This is a genomic window from Nocardioides sp. NPDC101246 (assembly GCF_044767415.1).
Classification (GTDB): Bacteria; Actinomycetota; Actinomycetes; order Propionibacteriales; family Nocardioidaceae; genus Nocardioides.
In genome coordinates this window covers 57,761-84,399 of sequence record NZ_JBIWNX010000021.1, presented here as the reverse complement: position 1 = coordinate 84,399, position 26,639 = coordinate 57,761, and the positions used below count along the sequence as shown (strand labels likewise).

The 26,639-nt window shown below is 70.3% G+C and carries 27 protein-coding genes, 1 pseudogene and 1 riboswitch; of the genes and pseudogenes, 12 read left to right on the top strand and 16 right to left on the bottom strand.

What is annotated here, in order from left to right; all coding sequences use genetic code 11:
* The first annotated feature begins 49 nt into the window (after nt 1-49).
* The 6 genes from gcvH (at nt 50) to gcvP (ending at nt 6,228) form a co-directional block, all read left to right on the top strand.
* A complete protein-coding gene (gene gcvH / locus ACIRON_RS28425; RefSeq protein WP_402998044.1) occupies nt 50-436 on the top strand; it encodes a glycine cleavage system protein GcvH in 387 nt (128 codons plus the stop codon).
* A 101-nt stretch (nt 437-537) separates the two neighbouring features.
* A complete protein-coding gene (locus ACIRON_RS28420) occupies nt 538-1,020 on the top strand; it encodes an FHA domain-containing protein (protein WP_091042036.1) in 483 nt (160 codons plus the stop codon).
* Between the two features lie 3 nt (nt 1,021-1,023).
* Entirely contained in the window at nt 1,024-1,776 is a 753-nt protein-coding gene (locus ACIRON_RS28415) for a MerR family transcriptional regulator (protein ID WP_402998040.1), read from the top strand.
* A 64-nt stretch (nt 1,777-1,840) separates the two neighbouring features.
* Nucleotides 1,841-2,308 (top strand): bifunctional nuclease family protein, encoded by a 468-nt coding sequence (locus tag ACIRON_RS28410; protein WP_091042032.1) that lies wholly within the window; start codon nt 1,841-1,843, stop codon nt 2,306-2,308.
* A gap of 175 nt (nt 2,309-2,483) precedes the next feature.
* Nucleotides 2,484-3,101 (top strand): MerR family transcriptional regulator, encoded by a 618-nt coding sequence (locus ACIRON_RS28405; RefSeq protein ID WP_402998037.1) that lies wholly within the window; start codon nt 2,484-2,486, stop codon nt 3,099-3,101.
* An 83-nt stretch (nt 3,102-3,184) separates the two neighbouring features.
* A riboswitch (glycine riboswitch) is annotated at nt 3,185-3,275 on the top strand.
* Between the two features lie 64 nt (nt 3,276-3,339).
* Nucleotides 3,340-6,228 (top strand): aminomethyl-transferring glycine dehydrogenase, encoded by a 2,889-nt coding sequence (gene gcvP, locus ACIRON_RS28400; protein ID WP_402998034.1) that lies wholly within the window; start codon nt 3,340-3,342, stop codon nt 6,226-6,228.
* A 115-nt stretch (nt 6,229-6,343) separates the two neighbouring features.
* Here the strand turns inward: gcvP and ACIRON_RS28395 are convergent, their stop codons facing one another.
* From ACIRON_RS28395 to pepN, 4 genes are all read right to left on the bottom strand, one after another.
* The gene (locus ACIRON_RS28395) at nt 6,344-7,567 is read right to left on the bottom strand and encodes a hypothetical protein (protein WP_402998031.1); all 1,224 of its coding nucleotides are present in this window, start codon (nt 7,565-7,567) and stop codon (nt 6,344-6,346) included.
* Between the two features lie 192 nt (nt 7,568-7,759).
* On the bottom strand, nt 7,760-10,681 hold the full coding sequence (locus ACIRON_RS28390; protein ID WP_402998028.1) for an AAA family ATPase: 2,922 nt from the start codon (nt 10,679-10,681) through the stop codon (nt 7,760-7,762).
* Entirely contained in the window at nt 10,681-11,880 is a 1,200-nt protein-coding gene (locus ACIRON_RS28385; RefSeq protein WP_402998025.1) for an exonuclease SbcCD subunit D, read from the bottom strand. The genes ACIRON_RS28390 and ACIRON_RS28385 overlap by 1 nt, the downstream gene beginning before the upstream one ends.
* Nucleotides 11,881-11,941: 61 nt before the next feature.
* Nucleotides 11,942-14,392 (bottom strand): aminopeptidase N, encoded by a 2,451-nt coding sequence (pepN, locus tag ACIRON_RS28380; protein ID WP_402998022.1) that lies wholly within the window; start codon nt 14,390-14,392, stop codon nt 11,942-11,944.
* 37 nt (nt 14,393-14,429) lie between these two features.
* On the opposite strand from pepN, the gene ACIRON_RS28375 reads away from it, so the two are divergent.
* Complete coding sequence (locus tag ACIRON_RS28375; RefSeq protein WP_402998019.1) at nt 14,430-14,867, top strand: OsmC family protein; 438 nt, start codon at nt 14,430-14,432, stop codon at nt 14,865-14,867.
* A 120-nt stretch (nt 14,868-14,987) separates the two neighbouring features.
* Here the strand turns inward: ACIRON_RS28375 and ACIRON_RS28370 are convergent, their stop codons facing one another.
* Nucleotides 14,988-16,049: an S-adenosylmethionine:tRNA ribosyltransferase-isomerase gene (locus ACIRON_RS28370; RefSeq protein WP_402998016.1), complete on the bottom strand. Its 1,062-nt coding sequence runs from the start codon at nt 16,047-16,049 to the stop codon at nt 14,988-14,990.
* Entirely contained in the window at nt 16,046-16,744 is a 699-nt protein-coding gene (locus tag ACIRON_RS28365; RefSeq protein ID WP_402998014.1) for an SDR family oxidoreductase, read from the bottom strand. The genes ACIRON_RS28370 and ACIRON_RS28365 overlap by 4 nt, the downstream gene beginning before the upstream one ends.
* Before the next feature lie 61 nt (nt 16,745-16,805).
* On the opposite strand from ACIRON_RS28365, the gene soxR reads away from it, so the two are divergent.
* Nucleotides 16,806-17,279, top strand: a complete 474-nt coding sequence (gene soxR / locus ACIRON_RS28360) for a redox-sensitive transcriptional activator SoxR (RefSeq protein ID WP_091042011.1) — start codon at nt 16,806-16,808, stop codon at nt 17,277-17,279.
* Nucleotides 17,280-17,364: 85 nt separating this feature from the next.
* On the opposite strand, the gene ACIRON_RS28355 is transcribed toward soxR, so the two are convergent.
* Nucleotides 17,365-18,087: a peptidylprolyl isomerase gene (locus ACIRON_RS28355; RefSeq protein ID WP_402998011.1), complete on the bottom strand. Its 723-nt coding sequence runs from the start codon at nt 18,085-18,087 to the stop codon at nt 17,365-17,367.
* 185 nt (nt 18,088-18,272) lie between these two features.
* Here ACIRON_RS28355 and ACIRON_RS28350 point away from each other — a divergent pair, with 185 nt between their 5' ends.
* Nucleotides 18,273-18,743, top strand: a complete 471-nt coding sequence (locus tag ACIRON_RS28350) for a GNAT family N-acetyltransferase (protein WP_402998009.1) — start codon at nt 18,273-18,275, stop codon at nt 18,741-18,743.
* Here ACIRON_RS28350 and ACIRON_RS28345 read toward each other — a convergent pair.
* From ACIRON_RS28345 to ACIRON_RS28335, 3 genes are all read right to left on the bottom strand, one after another.
* Nucleotides 18,698-19,222: a DoxX family protein gene (locus ACIRON_RS28345; protein ID WP_402998006.1), complete on the bottom strand. Its 525-nt coding sequence runs from the start codon at nt 19,220-19,222 to the stop codon at nt 18,698-18,700. The genes ACIRON_RS28350 and ACIRON_RS28345 overlap by 46 nt on opposite strands.
* Complete coding sequence (locus ACIRON_RS28340; RefSeq protein ID WP_402998003.1) at nt 19,219-19,410, bottom strand: hypothetical protein; 192 nt, start codon at nt 19,408-19,410, stop codon at nt 19,219-19,221. Before ACIRON_RS28340 ends, ACIRON_RS28345 begins: the two co-directional genes overlap by 4 nt.
* A 93-nt stretch (nt 19,411-19,503) precedes the next feature.
* The gene (locus ACIRON_RS28335; protein ID WP_402998001.1) at nt 19,504-19,947 is read right to left on the bottom strand and encodes a hypothetical protein; all 444 of its coding nucleotides are present in this window, start codon (nt 19,945-19,947) and stop codon (nt 19,504-19,506) included.
* A 43-nt stretch (nt 19,948-19,990) separates the two neighbouring features.
* Between ACIRON_RS28335 and ACIRON_RS28330 the strand changes: the two genes are divergently transcribed.
* On the top strand, nt 19,991-20,590 hold the full coding sequence (locus ACIRON_RS28330) for a hypothetical protein (RefSeq protein ID WP_402997998.1): 600 nt from the start codon (nt 19,991-19,993) through the stop codon (nt 20,588-20,590).
* A gap of 284 nt (nt 20,591-20,874) precedes the next feature.
* Here the strand turns inward: ACIRON_RS28330 and ACIRON_RS28325 are convergent, their stop codons facing one another.
* The 4 genes from ACIRON_RS28325 to ACIRON_RS28310 all read right to left on the bottom strand — a co-directional run bounded on the left by ACIRON_RS28325 (nt 20,875) and on the right by ACIRON_RS28310 (nt 23,581).
* A complete protein-coding gene (locus ACIRON_RS28325) occupies nt 20,875-21,999 on the bottom strand; it encodes an endonuclease/exonuclease/phosphatase family protein (RefSeq protein ID WP_402997996.1) in 1,125 nt (374 codons plus the stop codon).
* A gap of 9 nt (nt 22,000-22,008) precedes the next feature.
* Nucleotides 22,009-22,758, bottom strand: coding sequence for a VOC family protein (locus tag ACIRON_RS28320; RefSeq protein WP_402997993.1), 750 nt, complete (start codon nt 22,756-22,758; stop codon nt 22,009-22,011).
* A gap of 97 nt (nt 22,759-22,855) precedes the next feature.
* A complete protein-coding gene (locus ACIRON_RS28315) occupies nt 22,856-23,131 on the bottom strand; it encodes a hypothetical protein (protein WP_091042485.1) in 276 nt (91 codons plus the stop codon).
* Nucleotides 23,132-23,215: 84 nt separating this feature from the next.
* Entirely contained in the window at nt 23,216-23,581 is a 366-nt protein-coding gene (locus tag ACIRON_RS28310) for an MmcQ/YjbR family DNA-binding protein (RefSeq protein ID WP_402997990.1), read from the bottom strand.
* A 136-nt stretch (nt 23,582-23,717) separates the two neighbouring features.
* On the opposite strand from ACIRON_RS28310, the gene ACIRON_RS28305 reads away from it, so the two are divergent.
* Entirely contained in the window at nt 23,718-24,152 is a 435-nt protein-coding gene (locus ACIRON_RS28305) for an SPW repeat protein (RefSeq protein ID WP_402998069.1), read from the top strand.
* A 191-nt stretch (nt 24,153-24,343) separates the two neighbouring features.
* Here ACIRON_RS28305 and ACIRON_RS28300 read toward each other — a convergent pair.
* A pseudogene (locus tag ACIRON_RS28300) lies at nt 24,344-24,643 on the bottom strand (TIGR03618 family F420-dependent PPOX class oxidoreductase); the annotation flags it as partial.
* Between the two features lie 116 nt (nt 24,644-24,759).
* Between ACIRON_RS28300 and ACIRON_RS28295 the strand changes: the two are divergent.
* A complete protein-coding gene (locus ACIRON_RS28295) occupies nt 24,760-26,178 on the top strand; it encodes an aminopeptidase (protein WP_402997987.1) in 1,419 nt (472 codons plus the stop codon).
* A gap of 19 nt (nt 26,179-26,197) precedes the next feature.
* Here ACIRON_RS28295 and ACIRON_RS28290 read toward each other — a convergent pair whose 3' ends face one another.
* The gene (locus ACIRON_RS28290) at nt 26,198-26,548 is read right to left on the bottom strand and encodes a DoxX family protein (RefSeq protein ID WP_402997985.1); all 351 of its coding nucleotides are present in this window, start codon (nt 26,546-26,548) and stop codon (nt 26,198-26,200) included.
* Nucleotides 26,549-26,639 lie beyond the last annotated feature (91 nt).

The window sequence follows — 26,639 nt, the reverse complement described above, 5'->3', positions numbered from 1 at the left end:
CGGGACGATCTCTCGCAGCCAGACAAGTACGCCTGATGAGGAGATGGCCGTGTACCCCGAGGACCTGAAGTACACCAGCGAGCACGAGTGGCTGCGCAACCCTGGCGAGACCGAGGGCTCCGTACGGGTCGGCATCACCAACTACGCCCAGGACGCTCTCGGCGACATCGTCTACGTGTCGATGCCGGCCGTCGGCGACACGATCACCTCGGGTGAGAGCTGCGGCGAGCTCGAGTCGACCAAGTCGGTCAGCGACATCTACGCGCCGATCTCCGGCGAGGTGGTCGCGGTCAACGGATCGCTCGACGCCACGCCCGAGCTGGTCAACGACGACCCCTACGGCGGCGGCTGGCTCTTCGAGGTCACCCCGGCCGACCCCGCTCAGCTGGAGAGCCTCCTCGACGCCGCGGCGTACGAGGCATCACTCGACGCGTAACTCAACCGAACACCTGGGCCGACCTGATAGGTTGCGGTTACCATCCCTCAACGTTCACTTGAGGGATGGTGTCCGGCCCTCGATGAACCTGGAGCTCAAAAATGTCCGTGTGCCCCGCTTGCGGCAGCCAGAACCCCGACGAAGCGCGGTTCTGCTCGCAGTGTGGCGTAAGCCTGACCGGGACCGACCAGACCTCGACGATTCAGCTCGGGGCTGACGCCGACACCTCTGACCGGGTGCTCAGCCCGATCGAGGCGGCCACCGTCGAGGCCCTGCCGAGGGGCAACGGCATGCTCGTCGTGCAGCGTGGTCCCGGTGCCGGAAGCCGCTTTCTGCTCGACCAGGACACCGTCGTCGCGGGTCGCCACCCGGACAGCGACATCTTCCTCGACGACGTCACCGTCTCGCGTCGCCACGCCGAGTTCGCGCGCACCGGTGACACCTTCGAGGTCTCCGACGTAGGCAGCCTCAACGGCACCTACGTCAACCGTGACCGGATCGAGAAGGTCGTCCTCAAGGACGGCGACGAGGTCCAGGTCGGGAAGTTCCGGCTCGTCTTCTACGCCGGGCACGAAGGGGCGTAACCGATGGCCGCCGCCGCGATGCCTGACCCTCAACGGCCGGCTAGCGACTCGGGGGAGCGGCTCAACATCGGGCAGGTCCTGGACCAGTTGCGTCCGGACTTTCCCACGGTCACCATCCCGAAGATCCGGTTTCTCGAGGACAAGGGACTGATCAAGCCGGAGCGTACGCCCGCGGGCTACCGCAAGTTCTCCCGCCGTGATGTCGAGCGGCTGCGCTATGTCCTGAGGATGCAGCGCGACCACTACCTGCCGCTCAAGGTCATCGGCGAGCATCTCGACGCGATCGACCGCGGCCTCGAGCCGCCGGCGATCGAGCCGACCGTGCCCACCGTCCCGACGGTCGCCCTGACGCCCAGTGGCGCGCCGGGGGCGGAGTCGTTCCGGCGTACGGACAACATGAGGATCTCGCGGCGCGAGCTCCTCAAGGTGGCCGAGGTCGACGACACGCTGCTGACCGAGCTGGAGAAGATGGCGCTGGTGGTGCCGCTGCGCAGCGGTCACTACGACACCGACGCCCTCGCGATCGCGCGCACGGCCAAGGAGCTGGCCGAGTTCGGTATCGAGCCTCGTCACCTGCGCGGCATGAAGGCCGCCGCCGACCGCGAGGTCGGTCTGATCGAGCAGATCGTGGCGCCGCTGCGGCGCCCCGGGAACGCCGGGGCGCAGGGTCGGGCCGAGGAGATCGGCAGCGAGATCGCCTCCCTGGCGGTCCGTCTGCACGCCACCTTGGTGAAGTCTGGCCTGCGCGACCGCTGACTCTGTTCGTGTCACCGGTCAACCGGGCTGCTGCGGCGACCTGGAGACGGGTAGGGTGGATGACATGCGCGAGGTCGATGTGCTCGGAGTCCGAGTGGAGATGCCCTCCAACCAGCCGATCGTGCTGTTGCGCGAGGTGGCGGGTGAGCGATACCTGCCCATCTGGATCGGCGCGGTGGAGGCGACCGCCATCGCCTTCGCCCAGCAGGGCGTGGTTCCGCCCCGGCCGCTGACCCACGACCTGCTCAAGGACGTGCTGGAGGCGACCGGCAACGAGCTGACCGAGGTGCAGATCACCTCGGTCACCGACCGCGTCTTCTACGCCAACCTGGTCTTCGCCTCGGGCGTCGAGGTGAGCGCTCGGCCTTCTGACTCGATCGCGCTGGCGCTGCGGACGGGGACCAAGATCGTGGTCTCGGACGAGGTCCTCGACGAGGCGGGGCTCGCTGTCCCGGCCGAGCAGGAGGACGAGATCGAGAAGTTCCGCGAGTTCCTCGACGAGATCACGCCCGAGGACTTCGAGTCCCACTGACGGAAACCCTCAAGTTCAACCTGAGGGTTAGCCCCGGCGACACGCCGGAGGGGTTCTTTGACCAGGGCCCTTGCGACGCTTACCTTGTAGTTGTCTCTGTTGTAACTCCAACGATGTGGTCCCCCCGCCGCAGCCGTTCATTCCCCGAGTGGAGTTACGCGCAACGGAGTAGACGATGGAGGACATCGTGTTCGACCACGAGCAGAAGCCCGGCCACGGCGCCGACGACGCGCAACGCGCGGCGGAGCAGGCTGACGAGCAGGGCCTTCTCTTCACCGACGATGTCTCACCCCTGCCGAGCGACACCGGTTACCGCGGCCCGACGGCCTGCAACGCTGCTGGGATCAGCTACCGCCAGCTCGACTACTGGGCCCGCACCGGTCTGGTGGAGCCGAGCGTGCGTGGGGCCACCGGCTCCGGCACCCAGCGGCTCTACTCCTTCCGCGACATCCTGATCCTCAAGGTCATCAAGCGGCTCCTCGACGCCGGGATCTCGCTGCAGCAGATCCGCGCCGCCGTGCAGCACCTGCGTGAGCGCGGCACCGACGACCTGACCCGCGTCACCCTGATGAGCGACGGGGCGTCGGTCTACGAGTGCACCAGCAACGACGAGGTCATCGACCTGCTCCAGGGCGGGCAGGGCGTCTTCGGCATCGCCATCGGTGGCGTCTGGCGCGAGATCGAGGGCACTCTCTCCGAGCTGCCCAGCGAGCGTACGGCCGAGGACGGCGAGCAGGTCGCCTCCGCCTCCGACGAGCTGGCCGCCCGCCGCGCGGCCCGCAACGTCGGGTGATCTAAGACTCAGTCGACATCGGACCCCGAGGTCTCCCGCAAGGCGGGACCTCGGGGTCCTGTCGTTTATGCTGGTGGTGCTGACCATCCCGCACGGGAGAGCTCCTCTCGAAGGAGCGCCGAAGGGGCAATTCCTCCCCGGAAACTCTCAGGCACCCACGACTGTGCGGACCAGGCAACTCTGAAGCGGTGCATCCGCGCGTGACAGAGGGGGAGGGCGTACGAGTTGTCTTACTTAGATGCCCTCAGGAGCCACTGTGTCCGACACGCCCACCCTGTCCGAGCTCGACGCCGCCTCCCCGTTCGTGGAGCGCCACGTCGGACTCTCGGCCGCTGACGAGGCGACCATGCTCGCGCGGCTCGGATACGACTCGGTAGCCGCGATGATGGACGCAGCCGTCCCGGCGGGGATCCGCTCGGTCGAGTCGCTGGACCTGCCGGCCGCGCTGAGCGAGGCCCAGGTCGCGTCGCTGGCACGAGAGATCGCAGCCTCCAACAAGCCCGGCGAGGCGATGATCGGGCTCGGCTACCACGCCACCGTGACGCCGCCGGTCATCCGGCGCAACGTGCTCGAGGACCCGAGCTGGTACACCGCCTACACGCCCTACCAGCCCGAGATCTCCCAGGGCCGCCTCGAGGCGCTCATCAACTTCCAGACCATGGTCGGCGACCTGACCGGCCTGCCGGTGGCCAACTCCTCGCTCCTGGACGAGGGCACCGCGGCCGCCGAGGCGCTGGCGCTGGTGCACCGGGCGAACCGGAAGGGTTCGGGTCCGTTCGTCATCGACGCCGACGCCCTGCCGCAGTCGATCGAGGTCGTGAAGGTGCGCGCCGAGGCGATGGGCCTCGAGGTCGTCGTGGCCGACCTCTCGCAGGGCCTGCCCGAGGGCGACGTGATCGGCGTGCTGGTGCAGTACCCCGGCGCCTCCGGTCGGGTCCCCGATCTCAAGCCGGTCATCGACGCCGCCCATGAGCGGGGTGCGCTCGCCGTCGTCGCCGCCGACCTGCTCGCGCTCACCGTCCTGGAGGCGCCCGGCACCCTCGGCGCCGACGTCGTCGTCGGCTCGACCCAGCGCTTCGGCATCCCGCTCTTCTACGGCGGCCCGCACGCCGGCTACATGGCGGTCCACGAGGGGATCGAGCGGCACCTGCCCGGTCGCCTGGTCGGCGTCTCCGTCGATGCCGAGGGGCGGCCCGCGTACCGCCTCGCTCTGCAGACCCGCGAGCAGCACATCCGCCGCGAGAAGGCGACCTCCAACATCTGCACCGCACAGGTGCTGCTGGCCGTCGGCGCTTCGATGTACGCCGTCTACCACGGCCCCGCCGGGCTGAGGTCGATCGCGACCCGCGCGCACCGCTACGCCGCCGTCCTGGCCGCCGCCCTGAAGTCGGCCGGGCTCCTGCTGGTCTCGGAGACGTTCTTCGACACGCTGGGTGTCACCGTCCCCGGGCGGGCGGCCGATGTCGTCACCGCGGCGCGTCGTTTCGGCGTACACCTTCGTCTCGTGGACGCCGACACCGTCGGCATCTCGACCTCGGAGGCGACCACCCGCTCGACCCTGTCCGCCGTGCTCAACGCCTTCGGAGTCTCGGGCGCGGACCTGGACGAGATCGACCGCACCACGGCCAGCGCGCTGCCCGACGGTCTCCTCCGCACCACCGACTACCTCACCCACGAGGTCTTCAACGCGCACCACAGCGAGACCCAGATGCTGCGCTACCTGCACAAGCTGGCCGCGCGCGACTACGCGCTCGACAAGGGCATGATCCCGCTCGGCTCGTGCACCATGAAGCTCAACGCGACCACCGAGATGGAGCCGATCTCGCTGCCCGGCTTCGCCGACCTGCACCCGTTCGTGCCCGCAGAGGACGCCGCCGGCTACACGCGTCTGGTCGGGGAGCTGGAGGGCTGGCTGGCGGAGGTCACCGGCTACGACGAGGTCTCCATCCAGCCGAACGCCGGCTCGCAGGGCGAGTTCGCAGGCCTGATGGCGATCCGCGGCTACCTGGACGCGCAGGGCGAGGGCCACCGCGACATCTGCCTGATGCCGTCCTCGGCCCATGGCACCAACGCCGCCTCCGCTGCGATGGCGGGGATGAAGGTCCAGGTCGTGAAGTCGACCGAGGACGGCACCGTCGACCTGGACGACCTGCGGGCGAAGCTGGATGACCACGGTGACAAGATCGCCGCGATCATGGTGACCTACCCCTCGACCCACGGGGTCTACGAGGAGGGCATCACCGAGGTCTGCTCGCTGGTGCACGAGGCCGGCGGTCAGGTCTACATCGACGGCGCCAACTTCAACGCGCTCCTGGGCTACGCCAAGCCCGGCGAGTTCGGCGGCGACGTCTCCCACCTCAACCTCCACAAGACCTTCTGCATCCCGCACGGCGGTGGTGGCCCGGGCGTCGGCCCGGTCGCGGTCCGCTCCCACCTGGCGCCCTACCTGCCCTCGCACTCCCTGCACCCCGACACCTCGAAGCGCTCGGGCATCGGTGCGATCTCGGCCGCTCCGTACGGCTCGGCCGGCATCCTGCCGATCTCCTGGGCCTACGTGCGGCTCATGGGCGCGGAGGGTCTGACCCGGGCCACCTCGGCCGCGGTGCTGTCGGCCAACTACGTGGCCTCACGCCTCAACGAGCACTTCCCGGTGCTCTATCGCGGTGAGACCGGCCTGGTCGCGCACGAGTGCATCCTCGACCTGCGGCCGATGACGAAGGAGACCGGGGTCACCGTCGACGACGTCGCCAAGCGGCTCATCGACTACGGCTTCCACGCCCCGACGATGTCGTTCCCGGTCGCCGGCACGCTCATGGTCGAGCCCACCGAGTCCGAGGACCTCGCCGAGCTGGACCGGTTCATCGACGCGATGATCGCGATCAAGGGCGAGGTCGACCGGGTCGCCTCGGGCGAGTGGACCGCCGAGACCTCGGTCCTCCGCGGTGCCCCGCACACCTCCCGCGCCCTCGTCGGCGACTGGGACCGCGCCTACTCCCGCGAGGAGGCCGTCTTCCCGCGTGGCATCGACCCCGACAAGTACTGGCCGCCGGTGGCCCGCATCGACAACACCTACGGCGACCGCAACCTGATCTGCTCCTGCCCGCCGGTGGAGTCCTTCGCCGAGTGACATCACGCCGAGTCGGCTCGTCCTGACCGAAACACCCGCCGAGTCGGCGCGTTATAACGCGCCGACTCGGCGTGGTTTTACGTCAGGACGAGCCGACTCGGCGGCTTTGGCGTGGTCAGCTCAGGGTCATGACGGGCTCGCCGTTGGCGTTGAGGCCGGTGCCGTGGGAGCAGGTGCCGGATCGCGGCGCGCCGGCGTTGTAGGCCTGACGCAGGCAGTTGCGCAGGGCGAGCTGGCCCCAGTAGTTCGGGTGCAGGCTCTCCTGGATGTAGTAGCTGCCGCTCGCCGTGGAGACGGTGCGGATCTGGTTGACCCACTCGGTCTTGTCGACCGCGCCGGTGGCGCGCCAGCTGGACAGGCCCTGCGCCTCGACCAGGCCCACGGTGCTCTCGCACAGCCGGCGTCCGGCGAACGCGCCGGAGACGTTCAGCGTCTTGATGTTGGTCAGCCCGGAGTCGGCCGCCGCACCGGAGATCGCGTTGTTGATGGTCGGCAGGATCGTGTTGTACGCGTAGTCGGCATCGGCGTTCCAGAAGCCGCAGCCGCCGGTGCTCTGCCGCGTGTAGCCCGACTCGCTGTAGCGGTAGACCGAGGAGGTCGCCAGCGGTGAGGGCACGTTCTGGACGATGAGGGTCCAGGCGTTGTCGGCGTAGCCCGCGTTGCGCATGGCCGTGCGTACGTTCTGGAAGGCGGTCGCGATCCGCGCGCGGACCGCGGCGACGTTGCCGGCAGCCATCGCGCTGGTGACCACCGAGTCGTCCTTGCAGTAGTCCTTGAACCACGACGAGGAGGTCAGGAAGTTCTGTACGCACTGGGTGACGATGGCGGCGAAGTTGAAGTCGTTGCCGCCGATGCCGATCGTGACGGCCTTGACGTTGTGGGTCGTTGCGAAGCTCTGCAGCATGAGCGCCTGGCCCTGGTTGCCGCCGCTGGAGTAGAAGTCGACGCCGGGCTTGAAGTAACCGTCGCTGCTGGTGGTCGTGGTGACCATCGAGCCTGAACAGGCCAGGTTGACCCCGCTCACGCCTCCGTCGAGGTAGGCCTCGGCGGCGGTGCTGCGGTGGCACCGGTTGATCGTCTCGGCGGTGTGGGTGGCGTTGTCGAAGTACGTCGCGCTGCCGCCGGCATCGACGAGCGACTCGCTGCTGTTGCTGTTGCCGGCCCAGCGGCCGGCCTCGCCCGAGACGTAGCTGTCACCGACGGTGACCATCCACGGCGTACCGCTGCCGGGGCCGTCGGCGTGCGCTGGTGAGGCCATCAGCGAGGTGGCCGAGAGCAGGGAGGCGGGTAGGAGAAGCGTTGCGGCAACCTTCGCGACGCGAGCGGTGAGACGGGGCACGGAAACCTCCGGTCGAATCTGGGACGGGCTTCCGCGGTGCGGAGCCGCCTCAGATTAGAGACGCAGATCACTCGCTGGAAATGGGTTGGAAGTAATACCTGTCGAGCGTCAGGCAAAGTTTTGCCCGTCGATCCGGGGATACACCTGAGATCTTCCGGTCGCATGGCCCGTCCGGGATAAACCTAGCGGTGGTCAGCCGTCGCAGACCTGCAAGGTCGACCCGCCGCGACCCTTGGTGACCGCGAGCTGGGTGGGGATGCGTTCGCGCATCTCGGTGACGTGGCTGACCACGCCGATGATGCGGCCACCCTCGCGGAGCGTGTCGAGGACGTCGAGTACGTCATCGAGGGTGTCGGCGTCCAGGGAGCCGAAGCCCTCGTCGACGAAGAGCGTGTCGAGCATCTGGCCGCCGGCTTCGTTCATGATCACGTCGGCCAGGCCGAGCGCCAGCGCGAGGGAGACGACGAAGGTCTCGCCGCCCGACAGGGTGGCCGGATCCCGCGACTCGCCGGACCAGTCGTCGCGCACCAACAGCGCGAGGCCACCGCGGCGGTCGCCGGCGCCCTTGGCCGCGGAGTGCTCCAGGGCGTAGCGCTGGTCGCTCATCTTCGCCAGCCGCTCGTTGGCCGCGGCGACGACCTGGGTGAGGCGGTAGGCGACGACGTAGGCCGACAGGCTCATCTGGAGCTGGTTGTCGCTGCTCTTGCCCTCGGCGAAGGAGGCGATCCGGGCGGCGACCTCGAGGTCGTCGCGTACGGGAGCCCAGGCCGAGAGCGCGCTCGTGAGGTCGCGTTGCAGGGAGTCGAGGCGAGCGGCCCGGTTGGCGGCGGTGTCGGCCGCCGAGCGGGCGGCGTCAGCGGCATCGGCGGCCTTGCGGTGGGCGGTGGCAAGCGTCGGCAGGTCCGGCTCGTCGGTGGCCAGGACCTCGGCGGCGCCGGGGGAGTCGAGCGTCGCGCGGGCGGCCGCCAGGCTGTCGGCGTACGTCTTGATCTGGCTGTTCAGCGCCGCGACCCGCTCCGGCGCCAGCGCGGCGGCGAGGGCGCTGTGGGGGGTGTCGAAGCCTGCCCGGACGGCGGTGGCGGTGAGGGTGCGCTCGGCCCCGGCGAGCGCTTCGGCGGCGCGGGTGGCCGCTTCGAGCCGCTCGAGGCTCGTGGTCGCCGCGCGGTGGTCGCGCTCGAGCGTGGTGAGCAGGGTGTCGAGATCCGGGTGGTCGCCGCGGACGTCGGTCAGCTGCTCCTCGAGACGCTCGCGCTCCTCGGTGAGGTGGCGCAGCGCGGTCTCGAGCTCGGCGGTGCGGGTCTCCAGCTCGGCCCGGAGCGTGGCCGAGCGGGCCCGGGTCTCTTCGGCGGCGGCGAGCTCGGCGCGCAGGCTCGGCTCGCGGGCGGCCGTGCGCTCCAGGACGGCCAGACGCTCGGCCATCGACGCACCCGGCTCCTCGGTCTCCCCGGCAGCCTCCTGGGCGAGCTGCAGACGGGTGGTGAGGTCGCGCACGTGCTGGTCGCGGGCGTGCTCCTCGGCGCTGGCGTTGTCGTAGGTCGCCTGGGCCGCCTTCTCGGCCGCGGCGTCGGGGGCGCCGTCGGCGGGGGAGGCCTTGTGAGGGTGCTCGTGGGACCCGCACACCGGGCAGTCCGCGCCGACGGCGAGCGCTCCGGCGAGCTCGGCGGCGATGCCGTCCAGCCGGGCCTGGCGTACGTCGAGATAGCGGGTGCGCGCCTCCATGGCGGCCGTCCGGGCCGACTCGTGCCTGGCTCGGGCGTCGTGGAGCGCCTGGGTCAGCCGGCGGACCTCGGTGACCGCGGCGACCTGGGCGCGCAGCACCGGGATCGCCGCGACGGCCTCGGTGGCCGCCGCGAGGTCCGCTGCGAGGGCCTCGGCCTGTTGCGGCAGCTCCTCGGCGAGCCGGGCCTGTTCGCGGGTCTGGGTGAGGAGGCGCTCGCGTCGGGTGCCGGTGGCCGCGAGCTCGCGGGTGACCTCGCTCAGACGCCGCTGGACCGGCACCAGGGCGCGGGCCTGCGCGAGCCGGGCCGAGATCCGGTCCACAGCCGCCTTGGCATCGGTGACGGTCAGGTCGCTCGGGGCGAGCGAGGCGGCTCTGGCGTGCTCGCGCCGTGCCTGGTCGGTGAGCTCGCTGACCCCGGCCACGGCCTCGGCCCGCTGGGCGGACTCGACGCGGCGTACGCGTTCCTCCTGCTCCTCGGCCGCTGCGACCAGACGGCTCTCGGCGGCGGCAGCGGCCCGGAGACCGCGCTGCTTCTCGGCCATCGCGCGGGCGGCGTCGAGAGCGGCCAGGGTCTCCGACTCGGCGGCCAGGGCCTCCATCGCGGCGCCGGAGGTGACGGCCTGGGACTCGGTGGCCTCCTCGGCCAGAGCGCGGGCCCAGGTGGCGATCGCGCCGTCGCCGGCGGGGAGGCCGAGGTCGTGGACGTCCCAGTCGTCGGGGAGCGTGACGGCCGCGGTCTCGCTGATCCGGCTGACCACCTCCGCGACACCGGCGTTGAGCTCCTCCGAACGCCGCCGGAGCTCGACGCGACGCTCACGCAGCCAGCGCTCGACATCGGCGAAGCGCTCGGTGCGGAAGAGCCGCTCGAGCAGCCGCTTGCGCTCCTCGGCGCTGGAGCGGAGGAACGCCTGGAAGCGGCCCTGAGGGAGCATCGCGACCTGCACGAACTGGGTCAACGTCATGCCGAGTAGGTCCGAGACCAGGTGGCCGGCCTCGTCGAGGCGGGTGGTGAGGGTGCGCCACTCCTCGCCGACCTGCTCCATGAGCACGACCGAGGCCTGCTGGGTCGTGGTGCCGGAGCCGCGCCGCTTGGGCCGCTCCCAGGAGGGGGAGCGGGTGATCCGGAAGCGTCGCTGGGCCAGCGTCGCCTCCAGGACGACCCGGGTCGCGACCTCGGCCGGGGCCCGGTCGCTGCGCAACCGCTTCGCGACCGAACGGTCTCCGGGGACGTCGCCGTAGAGCGCGAAGCAGACCGCGTCCAGGACGCTCGTCTTCCCGGCTCCGGTGGCACCGGAGAGCAGGAAGAGCCCCGCCTCGGAGAGCTGGTCGAAGTCGACGCTCACCGTGCCCGTGAACGGGCCGAACGCGGCGACCTCCAGGTGGTGAAGGCGCATCAGAAGAGCACCTCGAGCCACTCCTCTTCCTCGGCGCCGCCGGAGCGCGAGTCGAGCGAGTCGACCTCGGGGTCCTCACAGCAGGCGTCCACGGCGGTCTGCAGCAGCGCCAGCTCGGCCTTGGCCGCGGGCTCGCCGCGAAGCTCGGCGACGAACTCGGTGACCAGGTCGATGTCACGTCGCGGCCGGGACGGGTCGGGCTGGGACAGGGCACCCAGGACGGGCGCGGTCGACTCGAACCCCAGGACGAGCGTGTGCGGGAAGCGACGGCGCAGGCGCTCCATCGCCTGCGCGGGGCGGATCCGGTCGGTCAGGGTGATCTGCAGCCAGGAGGTCTCGTGCACCTCGTGGCGCGGGTCGCTCAGCAGCTCCTCGAGGGTGCCGCGCAGCCGGGCGAGCTTGCGCGGGACCGGGGCTTCGACGAACTCGCTCGCCACGAAGCCGGACTCGTCGAGGTCGATGAGCCAGGAGCCCTTGAGGTGGTTGGCCTCGGAGAAGGAGTAGGCCAGCGGGGAGCCGCTGTAGCGCACCGTGTCGGTGATCGTGTGGCGGCCGTGGAGGTGGCCGAGAGCGGCGTAGGAGATGTCCTCGAAGAGGCTGGCGGGGACCATCGAGACGCCGCCGACGGAGATGTCGCGCTCGGAGTCGGAGGGCTCGGCACCGGTGACGAAGGCGTGGGCCATCACCACGCTGCGGCCACCCCGATCGTCGAGGTCTGCTCGGACGCGTCGCATCGCCTCACCCAGCGCCGCCTGGTGGGAGCGCGACTCCAACCCCCACGACGCCCTGGCGGCGTCGGGATCGAGGTAGGGGAGACCGTAGAAGGCCACCTCGCCGTGCTCGTCGGGGAGCATCACCGGGCGGCCGACGCCGGCCAGGTCGGTGCGGATGAAGATGCCGGCGGCGTCGATCAGGTCGGACCCGAAGCCCAGCCGCTGCGCGGAGTCGTGGTTGCCGCTGGTGATGACGACCTTCGCCCGCGAGGCCGCGAGCCGGGAGAGCGCCTCCGAGGCCAGCCGCACCGCGTCGACCTGCGGAAGCGCGCGGTCGTAGACGTCGCCGGATACGCACACCACGTCGACCGATCCCTGCTCCACCACGGAGAGGAGATGGTCGACGTACGCCGCCTGGTGCCCGAGCATGCCCTCCCGGTGGAAGGACCGGCCCAGGTGCCAGTCGGAGGTGTGCAGGATCCGCATGAAACGAAAACTATCGGTGAGCACGGACAGTCTTGCCCCCGACTCACCGCCGGAGCGTCGGCTACGCGGGATAGGTCACCTTGATCGCCAGCTGCCGCTGCAGGTTGTCGGCAGCGTCCGAGACCCGACGGCGTACGCCTGGGTCCAGGTCGAGCTCGATGACCGTCCGCGCGGCAGCGAGCGTCCCCTCGGTCACCGAGCCGCTCGGGAAGAACGCCTCGGCGGCCTCGGCCAGGCTCCAGCCGGACCGCTTCTCGGCGGTGGCGGGAAGCTCGGCGAAGTAGCGCTCGACGTAGCCCGCGGTCAGCTCGGCCGGACCGGTCCAGAACGCCCGCCCGGCGGCCAGGATGTCGTAGTTGGGCAGGTCGGTCTCGCCGGTGAACACCGACCAGCCGTACGCCTTCGCCTCCGCGTCGGGAATGCTGACCAGCGCGCCGTTGAGGTGGATGCGGGCCTCGTTGGCCGGCTCCGCGTCGTACGCCGCCTGCAGCTCCGAACGGTCCGCGAACCCGTTCTCGGCGAGCTTGGCCAGGATGCGCCAACGCAGGTCGAGGTCGGTCTCGATCCCGGCCGGGGGAGTGGCCAGCCATTCCCGCAGCAGGGACTCGGAGGTGGCCGAGCGGATCGCGGTGCGGTAGGCCGAGAGCTGGAGCTCCGAGCCGGGAGCGACCTGGTCGAGCTTGCGTAGAGCCGCCTCGTGGAGCCGCTCGCGCGCCCCGGCGGGGGCGAGCGGCACCACCGCGCCGAAGAGCCAGGGCATGGTGCGCCGTGGGCTGTCCTCGACGTCCTCGACCGGCAGCGAGGCCTCGGCGATGTCGACGACGTCGGCCGGGTCGACCGCGGCGTTGAACCAGGCGCTGCGCAGGTTGTTCCACACTCCGGCGCGCAGGCCTCCGTCGGTCACGTCCGGCAATGCCGCCTTGAGCGCCTGCACGGTCTCCCAGTCGGGGATGGCGGAGGCCCAGGTGTCGTCGTAGGGGTCGAGGATGACCGCGTTGGCGGCGACCTGGAGCGGCGTCTTGTCGCCGTTCACGGTGATGTCCTGGGTGGTCCACTGCGTGCCGTTGAGGATGGCTGCCCGGAAGGTGTGGGAGCGCTCGGCGGGGTGCCGCGACGGGGCAGTGCGGTTGACGACCATCTTGCCCGGGTCCCACGAGAGCGTGTCCGGGCCGGCCTTGAGCAGCCACTGGGACGTGAAGGTGTCCAGGTCGAACTCCACGCCGGCCTCAGCCGCGGCGGCGGCCCAGGAGCCGAACAAGTCGTGCATCGTCGCGTTGCCGAACCGGTGCCGGGTGAAGTGGTCGATCGCGCCCGCGAAGAAGACGTCGTCGCCCAGGGACGCGGCGAGCTGGCGCAGGATCGCGGAGCCCTTGGAGTAGGAGATCCCGTCGAAGTTCTGCAGCGCCGAGACGGCGTCCTCGGCGCCGTTTCCGGCGACCGAGTGCGTCGAGCCGCGCTGGTCGGCGGTCAGACCCCACTGACGACGGGCGTAGGACATGTCGGCCCAGGCGTCGGCGTACTCGGTGACGTCGGCGGTCACCCGGTTGCCCATGTATTCGGCGAACGACTCGTTGAGCCACAGGTCGTCCCACCACTGCGGCGTGACCAGGTCGCCGAACCACTGGTGGGCCATCTCGTGGGCGACCGTGGTGGCGCGCTGGATCCGCATGCCACGGGTCACCCGCGAGGTGAAGACGAGGGGGTCGCGGAAGGTCACGCAGCCCGGGTTCTCCATCGCGCCGGCGTTGAACTCCGGCACGAACGCCTGGTGGTAGTTGCCGAACGGGTAGCGGATCCCGAAGAGCCGGTGGAACTCGTCGAAGCACTGCTTGGTGATCGTGAAGAGCTCCTCAGTGTCCTTGTCGAGGTCGGCGGCGATGCTCTGCCGCGAGCTCAGCGACAGCGGGATCCCGTCGTGCTCGTCGTGGATCATGTGCCACGGTCCGGCGACGAGAGTGACGAAGTACGTCGAGAGCGGCTGGCTCCGCTCGAACTCCCAGACCCCGGGCTCGGTCTGGGTGCCCGGCGCGTTGCCGATCACCGTCCAGTCCAGCGGCGCGGTCACGTGGAAGGTGTAGGGCGCTTTCAGGTCGGGCTGGTCGAAGCAGGCGAAGATCGTCGGGGCGGCGTCCATGAAGCACATCCCGTAGACGTAGGCCCGTCCGTCGGCCGGGTCGACGCTGCGGTGGAGCCCCTCGCCGTCGTTGCGGAACGGCATGGTGGCCTCGACGACGAGCTCGTTCGGGCCCTCCTGCGTGCTGATCGGGAGACGCCCCTTGGCGAGCATGGCCGGGTCGATCGGAGCCCCGTTGAGGCTGATCCGCTCGACCGAGACCGGCTTCAGGTCGAGGAACGTCGGTCCGCCCCTGGATGTGAACCGGATCGTCGTCACGGACCCGAACGTCTCCTCGCTCGAGCCGAGATCGAGGCGTACGTCGTAGTCCTCGATGTTCAGCAGGCTGGCGCGCGCGGCGGCCTCGTCTCGGCGCAGGGGCAGACTCTGGGTGCTCACGTCGCACAGGCTAACGGGCGGATGGCAGTCTTACCCCATGACTTCTGATGCGGCAGACCAGCGCTCGGTTTCTCTGGAGAAGATCGGCGAGCACCGCTTCCGTGCGACCAACGCGCGCGGCGGTTCCGTGGTGATCGGCCACGGCGACGACCCCGACTTCACCCCGGTCGAGCTGCTCCTCGCCGCCCTGGCCGGCTGCAGCGCCCTGGACGTCGACTTCATCACCGCCAAGCGGTCCCCGATGGAGACCTTCGAGGCCCTCGCCGCGGGCACCAAGATCCGCGACGAGCAGGGCAACCGCCTCGTCGACCTCTCGGTCACCTTCGACATCACCTTCCCCGAGGGCGAGGCCGGCGACGCTGCCCGCAAGGTCCTCCCGGACGCGATCAAGAAGTCCGAGACCCGGCTGTGCACCGTCGGCCGCACCGTCGCCGTCGCCACCCCGGTGAGCTACGGCGAGGGCGCCCTGTCCTGACCCCAGCCGAGACTGCAGTTGTGGCGGCCGAAACTGCAGTTGTGGACGACGAAAGTAGGGATTCGTCGTCCACAACTACCGATTCGACCTCCATAAGCGAGGACTCGGCGGGCGGGCGAGTCAGGGGAGCAGGAGGGCGGAGTCGCCGAACTCGTGCCACAGGTAGCCGTCAGCGGCGGCGGCGTCGTAGGCCGCCTGGGTGAGCTCGGGACCGGCGACCGCCTCGACCAGCAGCAGATGGCTGGCTTGCGGGTCGTGCCAGCCGGTGATGAGCCCGTTGACGACGTACGGCGGGTTGGCCGGTGTGATGACCCGGTCGGTCCAGCCGCTCGCCGCCCTGACCGCGCCCGTCGCGGGGATGACCGCCGACTCGAGGGCTCGGGTGACGGTGGTGCCGGCCGCGACGACGCGGCCACCGGCGTACCTGGTCTGCTCCACCAGCCGTGCCGTGGTCTCGGAGACCTCGAACCACTCCGCGCCGGGGGCCTCGCCGGCCTCCTGTGAGGAGACGCCGGTGTGGAGCGTGATGGGCGCGATCTGGATCCCGCGGGTGACCAGCTCGGTGACCAGCGGGTGGGTGAACGGGCGCGCCGCCGACGGCATCTCGGCGCTCCCGGGGCGGTGCCCGAAGACGGTCTGGTAGGCGGAGAGCGGGTAGCGCCGGTCGAGATAGCCGTACGCGATCGGGCGGCCGGCATGTTCGAGCTCGGCGGTCACGTCGCCGGTGACCTGGGCGCGCCACAGCCGGTTGCCCTCGCCGGTGGGGGAGGAGGCGCGACCGTCGGGATAGGGCTCCCGCAGGGTGACTCGCAGGCCCGCGGTCACGACCACGTCGCCCGCGGTGGCGTCGAGCACGGACCGCGAGGCGTCCGGGGCCGAGCGGATCTCCACGGCCCAGCCGGTGTCGAGGCGTTGGGCGAGGTGGAGCACGACCCGGCCGCGCCCGACCATGTCGGCGTCGAGCTGGCGAGCCTCGGTCACCGAGTCGTTGACCACGACCAGGTCGCCGGGGGAGAGGTGGTCGGCAAGAGTGCGGAACAGGGCATGTCGTACGCCGCCAGGGGTCGCCACGAGCAGGCGCACCCCGTCACGTTCTATGCCGCGCCACTCCGCGGGCGCGGGGGCCGTGGTGTCGTCGGGGGCGGGGAAGCTGGTGGTCGGTCGTTCGGCGAGCATCGTCATCGGGTTGCTCCGATCGGTGAGAGGTCGGCGGCGCGGTAGCGCCCGGTGGGCTCGTCGCCTGCGAGCAGCGCGAGCAGGTGCGGAACGACCGATTCCGGCAGCGGTCGGTCGGAGATGTCCTCGCCGGGGAAGGCGTCCTGGTGCATGGCGGTGCGCATGTCGCCGGGGTCGACGGCGTACGCGCGGATGCCGTTCTCCTCACCGAGGGTGAGGATCAGGTGGTCGAGCGCGGCCTTGCTCGCTGCGTACGTTCCCCAGGTCGGGTAGTGCTCGATCGCCGCGTCGCTCGAGATGCCGACGAGGGTCCCGCGCGAGGCGATCAGGTAGGGGAGGAGTCGCTGGGTCAGGGTGAGCGGGGCGAGCAGGTTCGTCTCGAGCACGCGCGAGAAGAGGCTCTCGGGGACCTCGGCCAGGGGAAGCATGGGGCCGAGCTCGCTGGCGTTGTGCACGAGCAGGTCGAGGCGTCCGTGCCGGGCGACGGCGGCGGCGATCGCGTCCTGATGGTCGAGGTCGCGTACGTCGCCGCTCAGCGTCGTCACCCGAGCGCTGCCCGGTAGCGCGGCATGGAGACGGTCGGCGTCGCGGGCGTCGGTGACGACGCTCCAACCCTTGTCGATGAGGGAGGTCGCGAGGGCGAGCCCCAGCCCCGCGGATCCGCCGGTGATGACGGCTACTTCGTTGTCTGATCTGTTCATGCCCCCTAGGATTCAACCTAAAGTGAACTTGAGATCAAGGGCTGTGACAGAAAAGAGTGAGATGAACACCCATGACCTGCTCACGATGGGCGAGGTGACCCGGCGCAGTGGCTATGCGGCCTCCGCGGTGCGCTACTACGAGACCCAGGGCCTGATCCAGGCTCAGCGCTCGGCCGGGGGACAGCGTACGTTCGAGCGCAGCGTCCTGCGCCGCCTCGCCTTCATCAGGGCGGCCGCCAACGTCGGGCTGTCGCTGGACGAGATCAAGGCCGAGCTCGACTGCCTGCCGGGGGACCGGACCCCCACCAAGGCCGACTGGGCCCGGATGTCGAAGCACTGGCGCCGCCGCCTCGAGGAGCAGATCCACGCCCTCGAGCGCCTCCGCGACAACCTCGACTCCTGCATCGGCTGTGGCTGCCTCTCGCTGCAGCGCTGCGGCATCTCCAACCCGGGTGACGCCGCCGCTGCCCAGAGCACCGGCGCGGCCTATCTCCCCAAGGTCCTCCGCCGCGACCCGCCCCGCCGCCGCCCCTGACCCTGCCGAGGCGTCACGTACGTCGGCCGAGATGTCACGTACGTGCCAACTCGACCGACGCCAGTGACGCCTCGGCAGGGGTGGGTCAGCCGACGGTGATGTTCTCGAACTCGACGGGCGTCTTGGGGGCGCCGGTGCCGTCGGGGCCGGCCTCGGCCACGCCGGCCTCGCCGACCTCCTGGAGGGTCTTGATGGCGGCCTCGTCGAGGGTGCCGAAGACGGTGTAGGCGGGCGGGAGCTGGGTGTCGCCGAAGACCATGAAGAACTGGCTGCCGCCGGAGTTCGGCTGGCCGGTGTTGGCCATCGCGAGGGTGCCGGCGGGGAAGGTGTCGCTGTCCTCGAACTCGTCGGGGATCGTGTAGCCCGGGCCGCCGGTGCCCTCGCCGGTCGGGTCGCCGCACTGCAGCAGCTCGAAACCGGGGTTGGCGCCGAGGCGGTGGCAGCTGGTGCCGTCGTAGTAGTCCTGCGAGGCCAGCGAGAGGAACGAGTTGACCGTGCACGGCGCCTTGTCCGCGTCGAGCGTGATCGCGAGCGGGCCGACGGAGGTGTTGATGGTGGCGGCGACCTTGCCGGTGTACTGCGCGGTCTTCTCCGGCTGGTCGACCTCCTTGGAGGCGCCCATCGGGTCCTCGGTGTAGTCGCAGCTCGTCGTGCCGGGCTTCACGATCGACTTCCAGTCGCTGGACTCGCTCGACTTCGGGCCCTTGCTCTCCTCGGCGGCGCCGGAGCCGCCGTCGTCGGAACCACAGGCGGACAGCGTCAGGAGCAGGGCAGCGGCGGCTACGGCCGGGAGCGCACGAGAAGGCATGCCCAGATGCTAGGGGAGCGGTCCGAACGATCCCTCGACGGACCCCGCGCTGCGATGCCGTCGGCACCCGCAGCCAGCATCGGAGCCGCGCACTATCGCACACCTTGGTCGTTCCCCGCGATACTGCACCAGCCCCGACGCACCCAACCGCCACGACAAGGGCGGGGCTCGGCTAGCCTCCAGTCGTGCCTGTGCTCTCCGTGCGTTTCGAGCTCGACGACCTGACCCGGCCGGAGGTGATCCGGCTCCTGGAGGAGCACCTCGAGGACATGTACGCGGTGAGCCCGGCCGAGTCGGTGCACGCACTCGACCTCGCGGCGCTGAAGGTGCCCGAGATCGCGTTCTGGTCGGCCTGGGAGGGGACCGAGCTCGTCGGCTGCGGCGCGCTCAAGTCATTGGCCGAGGGCGACGTCGAGCTGAAGTCGATGCGCACCTCGACGCATGCCCGCGGCCGCGGCATCGCGACCGCGCTGCTCCAGCACCTCATCGAGCAGGCGCGGTCCGCGGGCGGCCGCCGGATCCTCCTCGAGACCGGGAGCGAGGACTTCCACGCTCCCGCCCGGCGCCTCTACGCGGGCAACGGCTTCACCGAGCGCCCGCCCTTCGGCAGCTACGTGCTCGACCCCAACTCGGTCTTCTTCGAGCTCTCGCTGTAGTCCTCCGACGGAGCCGCCCGTCGGAACAGCATGTTGTCGAGAGCGAGCTTGGTGCGGCGTACGACGATCAGGTAGACCGCGATCGCGAGCCAGCCCAGGTCGCGGAAGGTGTCGGCGAGGTAGGCGGGGTCGGCCGAGGCGCCGCCGCCACCGAAGCAGCCGCAGTCGATGTTGAGCCCGCGCGCCCAGGCCGAGGTGATCCCGACGAGGAACGAGCACAGCCCGAGCGCCGTCGCCACCGCCGCGGTCCGGGTGAACAGCCCGAGGATCAGCAGTGCGCCGAGCACGATCTCGGCGATCGGCATGGCGATCGCGTACGCAGGGGCCAACTGCCACGGTAGCAGCTGGTAGCCGCGCACCGCCTGCTCGGTGATCGCCGGCTCGGGCAGCTTGGCGAGCCCGGCGGCGAGGAACACGAAACCGAGGTAGAGACGGCCGGCGAGGCCGATCCAGCCCAACAGATCAGCGCGAGTCCTCATGAGAGCACCACCCAGGAGGTGCGCAGGACGCCGAAGACGACGAACGCCGCCACGACCGCGTAGCCGGCCCACAGCACCGGCGGGGGAGAGACCTCGTCCCTGATCTCACGCCGCACGAACCACACCCCGAGCGCCAGCACGGCCACGGAGACCGCGACCAGCCCGACGACGTACCACACCTCGTTCACCTCGCCAGCGTGCCACAGCCGCGGCCCGCAACCATCGCCCGGACGCCCGCCTTCAGCGCATCTTCAGCCTGCGAGCCACCTTCTCAGGAAACTTCAGGGCTGCAGCCACCACGGGCTCGTGTAGGCGATGCCCAGGTCGTTGCACGGATGGCCCTCCGGGCCCGGAGTCGCGTTGGCCTGCGTCGGGTCGCTCACCCGCAGCAGCACCCAGTCGCCGTCGTCGACCGAGACCGGCACGGTGACCGAGATCGGGTCGCCGACGCGGAACGCCACGACGTCGGCCACGACGGGCACCGACGGCCCCGGACGGAGCACCTGCAGATGCAGCTCCCGGCCGACCCACTCCTCGTCGCGGGCCAGGTCGAGGGTGAACCGCATGTCGCCGCCACGGCCGGGGACCACCGAGCCCATCCGGTGCTCCACGCCGTCCAGCGTGGCCACCGCGTCGACCCGGAGTCCTGAGGTGCGCGTGGCGAAGAACCGCCGCGCGCGCATCGCCTCGAAGACGCCGCCGCGGTCGTGGGAGGCGACCCACAACCCGGTGCGCCCCTTGCCCTCCGGGTGGGCCCCAGTCGGTGCCGTGCTCGTCGGTGACCCCGCTGATCCCGGTGCGCCAGCCGGCGTTGAGGCACTGGCACAGGGGAGAGGTCCTGCCGTCGGCGAAGCCCTCGAAGAGATAGTCGTCGCCGCGGTTGAACATCTCCAGCGACACCATCCGCTCGCGCGCCCGCGCGTCGTAGCGGAACTCCTGGAACCGGAACGGCTCGCGCCCGGGATGGTTGAACCCGGCGATCCCGTCAGCCCCGCCGTCGATGATCGGCGTCGAGGGGGAGCGCATCAGCCAGTCGAAGAACGGCCGCATCGCGCCGACGTCGACGATGTCGGTGAAGTGCTCGCTTCCCCACACGTTGATATGACCCAACAACGGCTCCGACCACTCGAAGCCACGGATCGCGGTGAAGGTGCCGTCGGCATTGGCCGCGTCGGCCAGTTCCCGTGTCCGCGCCCAGTCCGAGCGGGTGATGCCGCCGATCTGCTTGTACGCCGCCGGCAGCAGCCCCGCGAGCGCATTGCCGAGGATGTGGTCGGAGACCGTGGCATGGTCGGTGAGCGCCGCGAGGTCCAGCCCGGCGCTCCGCATCGAGTCGAAGGCGAGGTCCGGGTCGCCGTCGCCGTCTGACATCAGCGTGTGGTTGTGCAGGTCCGCATGGACCAGCGTGGTCCCGGACGAGAGCCGCGACGTCCGGCTCGCCCCGACGCCGGCCCGGGCGGTCACCGAGGCCGCCGCACCCGTGAACGACGAGGACATCGACGCCAGCAGGAGCCCCGCTCCCGCCGCTCCCAGCGCCGTACGTCGCGTGAGCGGCCCGCTCATCGACCGAAGAGTCCCGACCTGCTGTCCGTCTCCGAGGCACATGGCCCCTATTTCACGCAGATCCCAGCAGCGTACGGGCGGCTTTCAGATCACAGGTCGGTGAAGTCGGCGTAGAGACAGGCATGGTCGGAAGCAGCGTGCTGCTCCGCGGTCAGGGTCGGGAACAGGTCCCAGGGGTCCTTGGTCCGCGGCCCGTGCCACACGCCCTTGCGGAAGACACCGCCGCCGGTCTGCTTGGCGCGCAGCGCGGGGGAGAGGAGCAGGTAGTCGATCTTGTCGTCCTCGTTGCCGGAACCGTACGTTCCGCGGCGGTGGTTCCAGTCCCAGTTCGCGTGCTCGCTGGCGTCCGCGAGCCCGGAGCCCGACAGCAGGGGCTCCAGCGACCCACCGCCGGGGGAGTCGTTGAGGTCGCCGGCGACGCAGACGTGCTCGATCCCCTCCTCGAGCAGCCCACGGTAGATCTCCGCGACCCGCGCGGCCTGCCGGCCGCGCCGCTTGGCGCCCAGCGGATCGCCCTTCTCCGAGTAGCCCTTGGACTTGAAGTGGTTGGCGAGCACCACGATCCGCGCGCCGCTGGGAGCCTCGAGGTGATACTCGCAGCAGTCGCGGGAGAAGATCACGCCCTCCTCGTCGCGGTCGAAGATGTGGGTGCGCATCTGCACCAGGCGATAGCCGTCACCGACCATCACGCCCACGTCGATGCCGCGCTCGTCGTTGCCCTCTACGACCATCACCTGCTCGTACGCCTCGGCGCCGACCTCCGGCAGCAGCGTCTGGGAGAACATGTGCAGCCCCGGCCGGTCGTCGGCCTCGACGACCACCGCGACCTCGGCCCGCAGCTCGGCGAAGACGCGTGCGGTGTTCTCCGTGGCGACCTCGTCGACGGCGGCCGTCTTGAGCTCGACGAACCCGACCCAGTCGTTGCGCCCCTGCGCGACCAGCTGGACCGGTCCCGAGCGCGGGCGTTTGAGCAGCGCGCCGCGCATCTTCCGCAGCCGCGCGAACTCGCCCTCGTCGCTCTTCAGGAGGCCGAGCTTCTCGAGGTTGTCCAGGATCTCCTGCTCGTCGCCCTGATAGCTGGGCTGGGCGAGCAGCGTGGAGACGCGGGAGTGAGCGGTCAGGACCGCTCGCCGCGTCGTGGCGTCAGCCTCGTCGGTGTCCATCGCCTTCGGCCGGGCGAAGAGGTTCTCGACGTTGAACGATGCGAGTCGCATCCCTCCAATCTAAGCCACCCGACCGGTCACCGGGTCACGATCGGTGAGGCAGTAGACCTGCCCGTACGGCGCCCGCATGACCGTCCACCACTCGAAGACACCGACGGTCTCGGCGCCGAGCGCCTCGTGACGGCAGGTCTCGGTGGCCCGGTGGGCGACCGCGAGGTCGGGATGGGCGCGGACCTCGCCGTCCTCGTCCTCGAGCCGCTGCAGAAGGATCCGGAGCCCGCCGTGCGGATCGGGGTCGGCGAGACGTACGAACTCGGGGGTCGCGGCCGGTTCCGGCGTCCGCGAGGTGATCTCGGCCCAGAACGCGACCTCCTGCTCCCAGCGCACCCGGGGGATGTCGATGCACACCTGGTCGAGCACGCGCTCGGGCTCCGAGCGCGCGAAGCGGAGACCGGACCTCTCGACCGACGTGTGGCAGAAGAGGAGCCCGCCGGGGGAGCGCATCACCGGCACGTCCTCGTACGTCCAGGCCGGGCTCGCCCCGAGGTCCGCCGCCCGCCTGACCGCGGTCTCACGGTCGACGGCGTCGAGATCGAGGTGGATCCGTGGTGCGGCGTCCTCGACCGCCTGCATCTTCAGCCAGGCATCGCCTTCCTGGGGCACCAGCGTGAGGAACTGCCCGTCCTCGCCGCGGGGTGCGGACAGCGCCCATCCGGTCGCCGCCGACCAGAATTCGACCGCCTCCTCCCATCCTTCCCGCGGGACGTCGAGGAAGAGATGGAACCAGGCAGGTGCGGCGGTGGTGCTCATGGCCGCGACCCTACGCGTGGGGCGAGGCGTACGCAGTCCCAAAATCAGCTACGCCGGGGCGCACCGCGTCTGCGGCACACCCCGGCGTAGCGCGGGATCAAGCCTGCTGAGAGATCCCGAACTGTACGTTGCCGGAGGCATCCATCCCGGCGTCGAGGACCTTGTCGTCGAGCTCGGCGGCAGCGCCCTGGTCGAGGAAGACCCGCGCACCCTCCTGCTCGATGACCTGGTCCTCCGCCTCGGCGGTCGGGACGAGTGCGGCGCTCAATGCGCCGTCCGGTTCTGCGTTGGAGGCGAGCCGGAGGCCGGCGCCCTGGGACTGCTCGGAGATCGAGCGGACGATGGTGGTGGCGTTCTCGGTCAGCTGAAGCATGTCGAGATCTTCCATGGTTGGGTACGGAGTACCCGCTCCACCATTCCTCACAGATCGGCCTCGTTCAAGCCCGGCATGCCGGGCTCAGGCGTCCCAGCCCTCCGGACGGAGCTTCTTCGGGAGCTTCGAGACGATCGTGGCGTACGACTCGTCGACCGCCTCCAGGATCTCCTCGTCGGGGATCGCGCCGCCCCAGGCGAGGTCGTTCCACCCCGACCGGCCGATGTAGCCGGTGACGGCCACGTCGCCGGGATAGCGCAGCAGCCACTCGTCGGCGATCTCGCGGGAGGGACCGCACTTCAGCCCCACCTTCGCGGAGCCGAGGAACGCGAAGATCTTGCCGCGCTCACCCGGCCCGACCTTGATCACCGGGTGCTCGTGGTCCCACGGGTTGTCCGGCCAGGCGCCCGGCTTGGTGAGGCAGTAGGCCTGCAGCGACGTCACGTCCATGGCGACCATGGTGCCACCGCCGGAGCCCGCCCGGGACCGGCGATTTCGGGCGGGTCAATTTCCGCTGCGCGGGCCTAGAATGATCGCGAGGACAGCTGTTCTTCCTTTGGCATTGGGCTGAGGAGGTGAATCTCAAATGTCGTCTGAAAACCTGTCCATTCAGGAACATCCCGACATCGCGGCACTCCGGGACCGGTTCGATCTGACCGGCTCCTCCGCCACCGCTCAGGTGGTCGACGGTGTCACGATGATGGCCGGTCTCTATCTGGCCATATCGCCGTGGGTCGTGGGCTTCAACACCACGGCATCACCACTGATGGTCAGCAACCTGATCGTCGGTCTCACGGTTGCTCTGCTGGCGCTCTGCTTCGCGTCGGCGTTCGGCCGTACGCACGGTCTGGCCTGGACCGTCCCGCTCATGGGTGCATGGGCGATCGTCTCGCCGTGGCTCATGAACGGCGTCGACACGACCGGAGGAATGATCACGTCCAACGTGATCGCCGGAGCGGTCATCTTGTTGTGCGGACTCGGCGCTGCCGGGTTCGGCACGTTGTTCAACCCGCGTAGGTAGGCAGAGCCCGCGGGACCCTTCACCGACCGGCCGAGCGAGGAGCGCTCGGCCGGCCCTCCGCCCGCCGGATCAGCCGATGTCCGCGCCGTAGACCTTCGTGACCGCGATGGTGATGAGCACGCGGCGGTCGGGACCATCACCTCTCGGTACTCGTCCCAGTCGGGGTGCTCGCCGGCGCCGCGACGGTAGTAGTCGACGAGCGCGTCGACCTCCGGGCTGTCGAAGGTGGCGCCGGGCCCGGTCAGCGTGACCGTGCCCTCGGCCGTGGCCCAGGTCCGCCCTCCGGGGCCGTCGACCTCGATCGCCGCCCGCGGGTCGCGGCGGAGGTTCTTGGTCTTCACCAGCCCCTCGCGGGTGGAGATCAGGATCTCGCTGCGCTCACGGTCGTAGAACTGCCACACGGGTGAGAGCTGTGGCAGGCCGTTGGCCTTGATCGTGGCCAGGATCCCGTGGCGGGTGGTGGCGAGGAGTTCGTGCGGATCGAACGTCATGTCGACCCGAACGCGTCGCCGTGCGACTTCCTTCCCGAGGACGCATCCGGAATTCGGAGGTGCCCGGCGCGGAGGTCGGCTAGGTTGCCGAGGACCCGCACCGAAGGAGACCCCACATGCGTGCATTGATCGGCCGGATTCTGGTGGCGATGGGGCTGGTATCCCTGCTCCTCGTCACACCCGCCAGCCCCGCGACAGCCGCCGAGGACGACATCCTCGACCGCCTGCTCGCCATCGACGGCGTCAGCCTCATCCAGGAGAAGCCGGTCGCCGGCTACCGCTACTTCGTCCTCAACTTCACTCAGCCCGTGGACCACCGCAGGCCGCACGGCAAGACCTTCCAGCAGCGGTTCACGGTGCTCCACAAGGACACCGCCCGCCCGACCGTGTTCCAGACCAGCGGCTACAACGTCTCGACCAACCCCGGCCGCAGCGAGCCGACCCGCATCATCGACGGCAACCAGGTCTCGATGGAATACCGGTTCTTCACCCCGTCGCGCCCCGACCCCGCCGACTGGGACGACCTCGACATCTGGCAGGCCGCCAGCGACCAGCACGCCATCTTCGAGGCGCTGAAGCCGATCTACTCCGCGAACTGGCTCGCCACCGGCGGCTCGAAGGGCGGCATGACCGCCACCTACTTCGAGCGGTTCTACCCCCGTGACATGGACGGCATCGTCGCCTACGTCGCCCCGAACGACGTGGTCAACCGCGAGGACTCCGCCTACGACGACTTCTTCGCCACCGTCGGCACCGAGGACTGCCGCGACCGGCTCAACGGCGTCCAGCGCGAGGCGCTCGTGCGCCGCGAGGCGCTGAAGGCGACCTACGCCGACCTCGCCGAGACCGAGGGCTACACCTTCGACACCGTGGGCAGCCTGGACTCCGCGTACGAGATGGTGGTGCTCGACTACGTCTGGGCCTTCTGGCAGTACGCCGGCACGGCCGAGTGCGCCAACATCCCTGCCGACGCGGCGACCGCCACGGACCAGGAGATCTGGGACTCGATCGACTACTACTCGGGCTTCGGGTTCTACACCGACCAGGGCCTGAGCCCCTACACGCCCTACTACTACCAGGCCGGCACCGAGCTCGGTGCACCGACGATCGGCTTCCCGCACATCGAGGACGAGCTGATCCGCTACGGCTACCAGCCGCCGCGCAGCTTCGTCCCGCGTGACATCGACATGCGGTTCGACCCGTCGGCGATGCGCGACGTCGACTCCTGGGTACGCAAGCACGCCCACCAGATGCTCTTCGTCTACGGCGAGGCGGACCCGTGGGGCGCCGAGCGCTTCCGCCCGGGCCGCAAGGCGACCGACTCCTACGTCTTCACCGCGCCGGGGATGAACCACGGCGCCAACGTGGCCGGCCTGGTCGCCGACGAGCGTGAGCTCGCCACCGCCCGGATCCTGGAGTGGGCGGGCGTGGCGACCGCCGCGGTCGAGGCCGACGCGTCGAAGGCGAAGCCGCTGGCGACGTACGACGCCAAGCTCGACAAGCGTGACCTCAAGCGGGAGCCGATGCTGCGCTGACCCGGGCCCCTCTCCGAGGTCAGAGCGAGAGCAGCCCCAGCGTAAGGGCGGCGACCGAGGTGAGGGTGAGAGCGACCGTGGGCACGGAGCCCTTGGCGTCGCCGGCACGCAGATGGGTGATGATCGCGCCGAGGAAGTAGAGCGCGAGCGCCCCTGCGGCCGCGACGCCGAGGGCTCCGACCCAGATGCCGACGACGAGGCCGACGGCGCCGAGCACGAGCAGCGCACCGAGAAGGGGGACGTGCTTGGCGGCGACGCCGAGCCCACCCAGCTGTTCGACCAGGGCCGGCTGTGAGGTCACCTTGGCTGTTCCGGATGCCAGGCAGACGAGGGCGAGCAGGGACGAGACGACGATGTACGCGATGAACACGCGTGTACTCCTTGGGCTGACCCGCTCGGGCGGGTGATCTCGAGGCCGGACCGATGAGCCGACAACCGCAGAGTCTGAGTGGCGCGACGCA